Raw genomic sequence first — 8,247 nt, 5'->3', positions numbered from 1 at the left:
GCCATGTGCGGGCGCCGTGCCGGCGGGCCGCCGCGCCCGGCCGTCGGAGCGGGCCGGTGGACGCGTCAGCCGCGCAGGACGCGGCCCTGCTTGTCGGTGCGGTCGTTGCTCACGAGGAACATGACGCCGTCGATCAGCGCCCAGAAGCCGAGGCCACCGCAGGTGAGCAGCTGGGCGACACCGATGCCGACGGAACCGACGTAGAAGCGTCCGATGCCCAGGGTCCCCAGGAAGATCTGGAGGAGACCGGCGACGATCTTCGACTTGTCGGAGTAGGGACGGCCCTGCGGGTCGTGGCCGTAGGGGGCCTGGGGGTCGGCGGGGACGGTCATGGCGCTGCTCCTGGGGAGAAAAAGTGTGGCGCGCCGGGCAGGCTGCCCGGACGGCTCAGGAGGGAGCAGCGGAAACACGCATACGGATCCCGCGCGACTACGGCGCCAAAACCCACGGTTCGCGAACCGTCCCCCCTGCGCCAGAGGAGCGTAAGGGGACCGGCGTTCGAACGAGAAAGCGAGAAGCCGAATGTTCCCGTTCCGTGATCAACTCGGTCCGATTACCGTACATTTCAGACGGCGTTGCGGGCCACCGTCCAGGCCACGGCCGTCGCCAGGATCAGCACCTGGGCCCAGGGCGCGATCCGGGGCGCCCAGGCTCGGCCGCGCAGCCCTTCCAGCGTCCAGCGCCCCCACAGCGCCAGCGCGAACGGCGCGGCGAGCAGCAGGGCCCTGTTGTCCAGCCAGGCGGCGGCGAACTGGCCGTGCATCAGGTCGTACGCCATGCGCGTGCCGCCACAGGCCGGGCACAGCAGGCCGGTGACGGCCCGCAGCGGACACCGGGGCAGGAGGTGACCCGGCTCGTGCGGGTCGGCGCCCCACAGGTAGGCGGCGCCGGCGGCGCCCGCGGCCAGCACCGCGACGGGGGCCACCGCGGGATGCCACCGCGGGTGCCCCCGGGACGGGGCCTGAGGTGCCGCGTCAGCCACGCAGGATCCGCCCCTGGGCGTCCGTGCGGTCGTTGCTGACCAGGTACATGATGCCGTCGATGAGCGCCCAGAAGCCGAGCCCGCCGCAGGTGAGCAGCTGGGCGATGCCGACGCCGACCGAACCGGTGTAGAAGCGGCCGACGCCGAACGAGCCGAGGAAGAGCTGGAGAATACCGGCGACGATCTTCGACTTGTCGGAAAGGGGACGTCCGTAGGGGTCGTACCCGTAGGGCGCGCCGGGGTCGGGAGCACCGGGGACGAACCCGAGGGGCGGGGGCTGCTGGAACCCGGGCGGGGGCGGGTAGCCACCGGGGGGCGGCGGGTAGCCGACGGGGGGCTGCTGACCGTCGTGGGGAGGCTGCTGGGGTCCGGGCTGCGGGTAGCCGTAGGGGCCGGACGGACCGGACGGACCGGAGTTCGGGGGGCCGAAACCGGGTGGCGTGGACGGCTGCTGCGGCTGTTCGCTCACAGTGGGTCTCTCCTGAAAGATACGGATAACTGTCGGTCATCTTGCAGGACTCGGGCGGCAATGAGAAGTCGGATCCCGACCAGGGCCTCCGGCACACGATCCGCCGGGGAAGCTCCGTGGCCGTCCGCCCGGACGAGTGACCCTCCGCCGCCCGGCCACCGCCTCGGCCCGCTGTGTGCCGTCACCGCCTAATGTGACGTCATGTCAGACGATGAGTCCTACGAACTGCTCGGGTTCGACCATGTGCTGCTGCCCGTCGGGGACCTCGACGAGGCCGTCGGATTCTACGGACGGGCCGGGTTCCCGGTCGGCTTCCGGCTGGACGAGGCCGGGATCGTGCTGCTGAAGGTGGGCGGCGAGACGCCCGGGATGCTGCTGCGGCACGAGGCGGGCCTGGGCTGCCGGCCGCCGGCGTGGCCCTCCGCGCGGGTGTGGCTGGAGGTGCCGGACGCCCGTGTCGCCGCCGAGGCGCTGGAGGGCGCCGGGATCGGTCTGCTCGACGGGCCGTTCCCGGGCGCCACCGGCTGGACCGTCGAGTTCGCCGACCCCTGGGGGAACGTGGTCGGCCTGACCGACTACACCAAGCGTCCGCAACTGGGCCGCCGGCCGTAGCGGCGCTCCGCGCGGGCACGGGAGCTTCCCGGGACGGCACGGCCGGGGCCTGTCCGGCGGATCGGGTCGGAGGCGGTCGGCGGTGTCCATCCAGTTGGGGCGAGTGGGGTCCGGTGCGTTCGGCCGCAGGGCGGAGGAGGGCGCCGACGCGATGGGGGTCCCTCCCCGCTCGGGCGGAGCCGGGAGCCCGGGGGAGCCGGGAGCCCGGGGGAGCCGGCAACCGACGACAACGCCGCGGACGGGCGTGCCGGACCCCACGTCTTCGGCATGATCCGCCGGACAGGCCCTAGGCTCTCTGTCCGTGTCCGTGAAGAACGACGGTCCCGGTGACGGTGCCGCACTCAGCAAGTCCGAGCAGACCCGCGCCCTGATCCTGGAGACGGCCATGCGGCTGTTCCAGGAGCGCGGGTACGACAGGACGACCATGCGGGCCATCGCCACGGAGGCCGGGGTCTCCGTCGGCAGCGCGTACTACTACTTCGAGGGCAAGGAACACCTGATCCAGGGGTTCTACGACCGGATCGCCGCCGAGCACCAGCGGGCGGTGCGGGAGACCCTGGAGCGGGAGACCGATCTGGAGGCCCGGTTCGCGGGCGTGCTGAAGGCGTGGCTGGACATCGCCACGCCGTACCACGAGTTCGCGGTGCAGTTCTTCAAGAACGCCGCCGATCCGGACAGCCCGCTCAGCCCCTTCTCGCCCGAGTCGGAGCACGCGCGCGCGGAGGCGATCAGCGTCCATCGGGACGTGCTGGCCGGTTCGAAGGCCAAGGTGCCCGTCGAGCTGCGGGAGGTGCTGCCGGAGCTGATGTGGCTGGCGCAGATGGGGCTCGTCCTCTACTGGATCTTCGACCGCACCGAGGGCCGCGAACGCAGTTACCGTCTGACCGAGCGCGGCGCCCGCATCACCGCGCGGGGTGTCGCCCTGGCCCGCTTCCGCGTCCTGCGCCCGCTGGTGCGCGAGATCCACGACATGTTCACGGAGTTCCTGCCGGGGATGACCAGGATGCCGCCGGACCCGGCGAAGGCGCAGGGGGCCCCTGCCGGGAGCGACGACGGGACGGACCACGGGGGGCCCGCCGGGAACGGGGAGAGCGCCCATGGGGCGCCCGCCGAAAGCGACGGGCGCCCCGGTCCGGTCAGTTGACGGCGTCCACCTCACCGGGGGTGAGTTCCACGTCGTGCACCAGCGGGCCGTCGAGCACCGTCACCTGCCCCGCGCGGGAGCCGTACGGGGCCGCCGTCACCGCCAGCAGGTAGGTACCCGGGGCCGGGACGGAGACGAGGTACGAGCCGTCGGCGAGGGAGACGGCCCGGTCCAGCCGGCGCCCGCCCGAGGTCAGCAGGGTGACGTCCGCACCGTCCACGGGATCGCCCTCGACGGTGCGGACGAAGCCGTGCACGACCGAGCCGGCCGGGGCCACCGGGTCGGCCCCCTCGCCGGGGGCCCGAGCGGCCGGGAGCGTGCCCGTGGCGTCCTCCTTCGGCTCGACCGCCAGATGCGGCAGCCGCTTCTCCAGTCCCGCCGGCAGCCACCAGTTGGCCTTGCCGATCAGATGCATCACGGCCGGTACCAGCGCCGTACGCAGGATGAACGCGTCCAGGGCGACGGCCGCGGCGAGCCCCACGCCCGCCATGCCGGCCGCGTAGTCACCGCTGAGCACGAAGGCGAGGAAGACGCACACCATGATCAGGGCCGCGGAGTTGATGACGCGGCTGGTCTCCGCGAGGCCGACGCGCACCGCGCGGGCGTTGTCCCGGGTGTGCACCCATTCCTCGTGCATCCGGCTCACCAGGAACACCTGGTAGTCCATGGAGAGCCCGAAGAGCAGCGACAGCATGATGATCGGCAGGAAGGCCGCGATGGGGCCCTCCCTGCCGAAACCGAGCAGGTCCAGGCCCCAGCCCCACTGGAAGATCGCCACCAGGACGCCGAAGGAGGCCGCCGCCGCGAGCAGGTTCATCACGGCGGCCGTCAGCGGCACCACCAGGGAGCGGAACGCGAGCAGCAGGAGCAGGAAGCCCAGGCCGATGATCGTGCCGATGAAGAGCGGCAGGCGGTCGCCCGTCACGGACGCGAAGTCCTTGGACACCGCCGTCACGCCGCCGACGTGGGCCCGGGCGCCCGCTGCGGGGATCACGTCCTCGCGCAGGACGTCGATGAGCCGGTCCGTCCTCTCGTCCTGCGGTGAGGTCTCCGGGACGACCTGGATGACGGTGACGCCGTTCGCGGGCGGCATCGAGGCGACCTGGGCGACGCCCTCGGTCCCCTCGACGGCCGTCACCAGGCGGTCGGACGCCTCGCCGTCCACCACCACCTGGAGCGGCCCGTTGACGCCGGGGCCGAAGCCCTCGGCGAGCAGGTCGTAGGCCTTCCTGGTGGTCGTGGACGCCTCGTCGTTGCCCTGGTCCACGGTGCCCAGGCGCAGCGACAGCAGCGGGACGGCGAGCGCGGCCATCAGGACCACGGCGAGGACGGCGGTGGACCGCGGGCGGCGTTCGACGCCGGCGGCCCAGCGGGCCGCGAGTCCGGTGGGCCGGTCCGTCTCCGGTCCCCGCGCGGCGAGCGTGCGGCGCTGGCGGCGGCTGAGCACCCGGTGGCCGAGCAGTCCGAGGAGCGCCGGCAGCAGGGTGACGGCCGCGAGCACGCTCAGCACCACGGTCAGCGACGTGCCGATGACGACGCCGTCGAGGAAGCGCAGGTTCGTCACCAGCATGCCGGCCAGCGCGATGCACACCGTGCCGCCCGCGAACAGCACCGCCCGCCCCGACGTGTTGAGCGCGGTGACGGCGGCCTCCTCCGGGTCGTCGCCGCGCAGGATGCCGCGCCGGTGCCGGGTGACGATGAACAGGGCGTAGTCGATGCCCACGCCGAGACCGATCAGCGTCGAGAGCAGCGAGGCGAGTTCGGGCACGTTCGTGACATGGCTGATCAGCTGGGTGCCGAACATGCCGGTGCCGACGCCGAACACGGCGATCACGATCGGCAGCAGCATCGCGAGCACCGAGCCGAACGCCACGAACAGCACCACGGCGGCCGCGAGGACGCCGACCAGCTCGGCCGTGCCGGTGGGCGGCTCCTGGACCCGCATGACGGCCTGGCCGCCCAGCTCCACCTGAAGTCCGTCGCCCGCGGCGTCCTTCGCCGTGCCGACGACGTCCTCGACCAGTTCCTTCGGCACGGCGTCCGCCTGTTCGGCGAAGGTGACCTGCGCGTACGCGGTCCGCCCGTCCCGGCTGATCTGCGCCGCGCCCTGCGGCCCGTAGGGGTCGGTGACGTCGCCGACGCCCTCCATGCGTCCGATCGCGGCCAGCGCGGGTTCCATCCGGTCCCGTACGGACGCGTCCCGCACGGAACCGTCCTCGACCTTCCACACCACGGTGTCGGTGTCGCCCGCGCGTTCCGGGAACGCCTTCTCCATCAGGTCGTACGCCCGTTTGGAGTCCGTGTCCGGCAGGGAGAAGACATTCGCGTAGTTCGTGCCCGCGCCGCTCGCCGCCGCCCCCAGTCCGAGCAGCGCCCCCACCCACAGCAACACGACCACCAGCCGGTGCCGATAGCACCAGCGTGCCAGTACCGCCACGTCCAAGCTCCTTCGTCGCTCCGTAGGTCCCCCGGGTCCTCGCAGCAGAATCGGCGGCCCGGCCCCCGCGGGGACACCACTCGCGCGGGACTCTCAAGGAACTCCAAAGCGGGAAGCGGTACGGCCGCGGGTACGCGCACCGATACTGGGGGCATGACGACGGCTCCAGGCACCGTGCTGGTCGTGGAGGACGAGGAGAGCATCGCCGATGTCCTCGCCATCGCCCTGCGCTATCACCGGTTCGAGGTCATGACGGCCGGCACCGTCCGCGAGGCGCTCGCGCTGACCGAGCACACGCACCCCGACGCGGCCCTGCTCGACGTCATGCTGCCGGACGGCGACGGCCGCGGACTCGGCCGTGAACTGCGGCTTCGAAGGCCCGAGTTGGCGCTGGTGTTCCTCACCGCCCGGGACGCCCCGGCCGAGATCGTCGGCGCGCTCGGCTTCGGCGACGACTACATCACCAAACCGTTCAACATCGACGAGGTCGTCGCGCGGGTGACCGCGGTGCTGCGCCGCACCCGGCCCGCCGACGCCCTCCCGCAGCGGGCGCCGCTGCGCCACGGCGACCTGGAGCTGGACGAGACGACGTACTCGGTGCGCCGCGCGGGCCGTTCGGTCGAACTGACCCCCACCGAGTACGCCCTGCTGCGCTTCCTGGTGCGCAACGGCGGGCGGATCGTGCCCAAGGACCAACTGCTGCGCCATGTCTGGCAGTACGAGCACACCCCGCCGGAGTCGACCGTCGTCGAGACCTACATCAGCTATCTGCGCCGCAAACTCGACACCCTGGGCCCGCCGGTGATCACCACCCGGCGCGGGGTCGGATACGGCCTCACATGAGGGCGCCGAAGCCGCGGCCGTTCCGGATCCCCCGACCCGCCCGGCTGCGCCACCTGTTGCGCTGTGAGCGGGGCATCCACTCCCTGCGCGGCCGACTGACGCTGGCGAACCTGGTCCTGCTCGCCATCGGCATCACGGCGGCGACCCTGGTGAGCGTGCTGGGCATGCGGTACTACCTGCTCGACCAGATCGACACGGAGCTGACCCAGAACCGCGACTCGCTCGCGGGCTCCCCGCTGACACTGCGGCAGATCGACTCGCTGAGCGTGCTGAGCTTCTTCACCGAGCGGATGAAACCGGAGGGGAGCGGCGAGAACCGTCCCGACTCGATCTTCGCCGCCGTCGACTCCGGGGGCGAGACCGTGGGCATCCTCGGCTTCGAGCCGACCGAGGCCCAGCACGCCCTGGCGGACGAGGTCGGCGACCCGCGCCTTCTGGTCCGGGACCCCGAGCCGCACGACCTCACCGTCCTGGGCACCGACTACCGTGCCACGGCCACCCGGCTCGGGGACGGCACGTACATCCTGATCGCCACCTCCACCGAGTCCCTCCACGCCGGGGTCGCCAAGGTGGTCAGGCTCGATGCGGCCATCGGAACGCTGCTCCTCGTGCTGCTGGCCTGTCTGACGATGGTCAGCGTGAGCCGCCGGATGCGGCCGCTGGAGGACATGGTGGAGACCTCGTCGGCGATCGCCGAGGGCGATCTGACCCGGCGCGTGCCCTCCAGCCGGGATCCCATCCTGGAGGTGGAGCAGCTGCGGCTCGCCCTGAACTCGATGCTCCAGCAGGTCGAGTCGGCGTACCGCACACGCGAGCGCAGCGCGGCCCAGCTGCGCCGGTTCGTCGCCGACGCCTCGCACGAACTGCGCACGCCGCTGGCAGCGATCCGCGGCTACCTCCAGTTGTACGACCGGGGGATGCTGCGGGAGGCGGCGGAGCGGCGGCGGGCCTGGGACAGGATGCTGGCGGAGTCCGACCGCATGGCGCGGCTCGTGGACGAACTGCTCGTGCTGGCCCGCCTCGACCAGCGGCCCGAACTGCGGCTGCGGAACGTGGACGTGTGCCGTCTGGTGCGGGACGCGGCCGAGGACCTGCGGGTACAACAGCCGGAGCGGCCGGTGACCGTCGACGCCGGCGGCGCGGTGCTGGTACGGGCCGACGAGTCCGGACTGCGACAGGTGCTGGGCAACCTGCTGGGCAACGTGCGCACGCACACCCCCGTCGAGGTGCCGGTACGGCTCGGGGTGACCCGCGCCGACGGGGTCGTGCGGCTGTGCGTGGCGGACGACGGCCCGGGGCTCGGCCCCCAGGACGCGGCACGCCTCTTCGACCGCTTCTTCCGGACCGGCGGCGGCGCGGGCAGCGGTCTCGGCATGGCGATCGTGCAGGGCGTGGTCCACGCGCACGGCGGCGAGGTGACGGTACGGACCGCCCCCGGGGAGGGCCTGGCGGTGACGGTGGCGCTTCCGGCGCGGGCGGAGCCAAGGACGCGGGGAGCGGAGGCACGGAACGGTCCGGGAAGTGCCCTGCGGCACGTGCCGCCGGCCGGCCGGGACACGGGGGCCTGTGCGCCCCCGCGGGAGGAGCCGGTCTCGGTGGCGACCGGGACGGATGCCGGGCCCGCGGAACGACCATGAGCCGTGGGGGGGGGGGGGCGCGGCCGGCGCGCCCCCCCCCCCCGCGCCCCCCGCGCCGCCGCGCAAGACAAAAAAGCCAACACCAACCACCCCAAAAACGACGATATCATAGGAAGCGAGGAA

The 8,247-nt window shown here is 72.7% G+C and carries 8 protein-coding genes; 4 read left to right on the top strand and 4 right to left on the bottom strand.

The genetic code is table 11. The features are described 5' to 3' along the window. Positions 1-65 precede the first annotated feature (65 nt). From ACFWVE_RS34135 to ACFWVE_RS34125, 3 genes are all read right to left on the bottom strand, one after another. Positions 66-332 carry a TM2 domain-containing protein gene (locus tag ACFWVE_RS34135; RefSeq protein WP_384022881.1) on the bottom strand — a complete coding sequence of 89 codons (267 nt, stop codon included), beginning with the start codon at positions 330-332 and terminating at the stop codon, positions 66-68. A 233-nt stretch (positions 333-565) separates the two neighbouring features. Continuing rightward, a complete protein-coding gene (locus ACFWVE_RS34130) occupies positions 566-982 on the bottom strand; it encodes a DUF2752 domain-containing protein (RefSeq protein WP_384022878.1) in 417 nt (138 codons plus the stop codon). Further along, positions 975-1,451, bottom strand: coding sequence for a TM2 domain-containing protein (locus ACFWVE_RS34125; protein ID WP_384022875.1), 477 nt, complete (start codon positions 1,449-1,451; stop codon positions 975-977). Before ACFWVE_RS34125 ends, ACFWVE_RS34130 begins: the two co-directional genes overlap by 8 nt. A 201-nt stretch (positions 1,452-1,652) precedes the next feature. Between ACFWVE_RS34125 and ACFWVE_RS34120 the strand changes: the two genes are divergently transcribed. Both ACFWVE_RS34120 and ACFWVE_RS34115 read left to right on the top strand, forming a co-directional pair. Continuing rightward, positions 1,653-2,063, top strand: coding sequence for a VOC family protein (locus tag ACFWVE_RS34120; RefSeq protein WP_384022872.1), 411 nt, complete (start codon positions 1,653-1,655; stop codon positions 2,061-2,063). 301 nt (positions 2,064-2,364) lie between these two features. Continuing rightward, positions 2,365-3,207, top strand: a complete 843-nt coding sequence (locus ACFWVE_RS34115) for a TetR/AcrR family transcriptional regulator (protein WP_384022868.1) — start codon at positions 2,365-2,367, stop codon at positions 3,205-3,207. Here ACFWVE_RS34115 and ACFWVE_RS34110 read toward each other — a convergent pair. Further along, positions 3,200-5,635 carry an MMPL family transporter gene (locus ACFWVE_RS34110; RefSeq protein WP_384022884.1) on the bottom strand — a complete coding sequence of 812 codons (2,436 nt, stop codon included), beginning with the start codon at positions 5,633-5,635 and terminating at the stop codon, positions 3,200-3,202. The genes ACFWVE_RS34115 and ACFWVE_RS34110 overlap by 8 nt on opposite strands. 162 nt (positions 5,636-5,797) lie before the next feature. Here ACFWVE_RS34110 and ACFWVE_RS34105 point away from each other — a divergent pair, with 162 nt between their 5' ends. Then, the gene (locus tag ACFWVE_RS34105) at positions 5,798-6,487 is read left to right on the top strand and encodes a response regulator transcription factor (protein ID WP_384022865.1); all 690 of its coding nucleotides are present in this window, start codon (positions 5,798-5,800) and stop codon (positions 6,485-6,487) included. Continuing rightward, positions 6,484-8,124, top strand: coding sequence for a sensor histidine kinase (locus ACFWVE_RS34100; protein WP_384022862.1), 1,641 nt, complete (start codon positions 6,484-6,486; stop codon positions 8,122-8,124). Before ACFWVE_RS34105 ends, ACFWVE_RS34100 begins: the two co-directional genes overlap by 4 nt. Positions 8,125-8,247 lie beyond the last annotated feature (123 nt).

Origin of the sequence: Streptomyces sp. NPDC058632 (assembly GCF_042717095.1) — a bacterium.
Classification (GTDB): Bacteria; Actinomycetota; Actinomycetes; order Streptomycetales; family Streptomycetaceae; genus Streptomyces.
The sequence above is the reverse complement of the archived record's forward strand: the minus strand, read 5'-3'. Positions and strand labels throughout refer to the sequence as shown.

Coding starts and splice junctions, on each gene's coding strand:
- ACFWVE_RS34135 (WP_384022881.1), bottom strand. CDS start 332: ATGACCGTCCCCGCCGACCCCCAGGCCCCCTACGGCCACGACCCGCAG.
- ACFWVE_RS34120 (WP_384022872.1), top strand. CDS start 1,653: ATGTCAGACGATGAGTCCTACGAACTGCTCGGGTTCGACCATGTGCTG.
- ACFWVE_RS34105 (WP_384022865.1), top strand. CDS start 5,798: ATGACGACGGCTCCAGGCACCGTGCTGGTCGTGGAGGACGAGGAGAGC.
- ACFWVE_RS34100 (WP_384022862.1), top strand. CDS start 6,484: ATGAGGGCGCCGAAGCCGCGGCCGTTCCGGATCCCCCGACCCGCCCGG.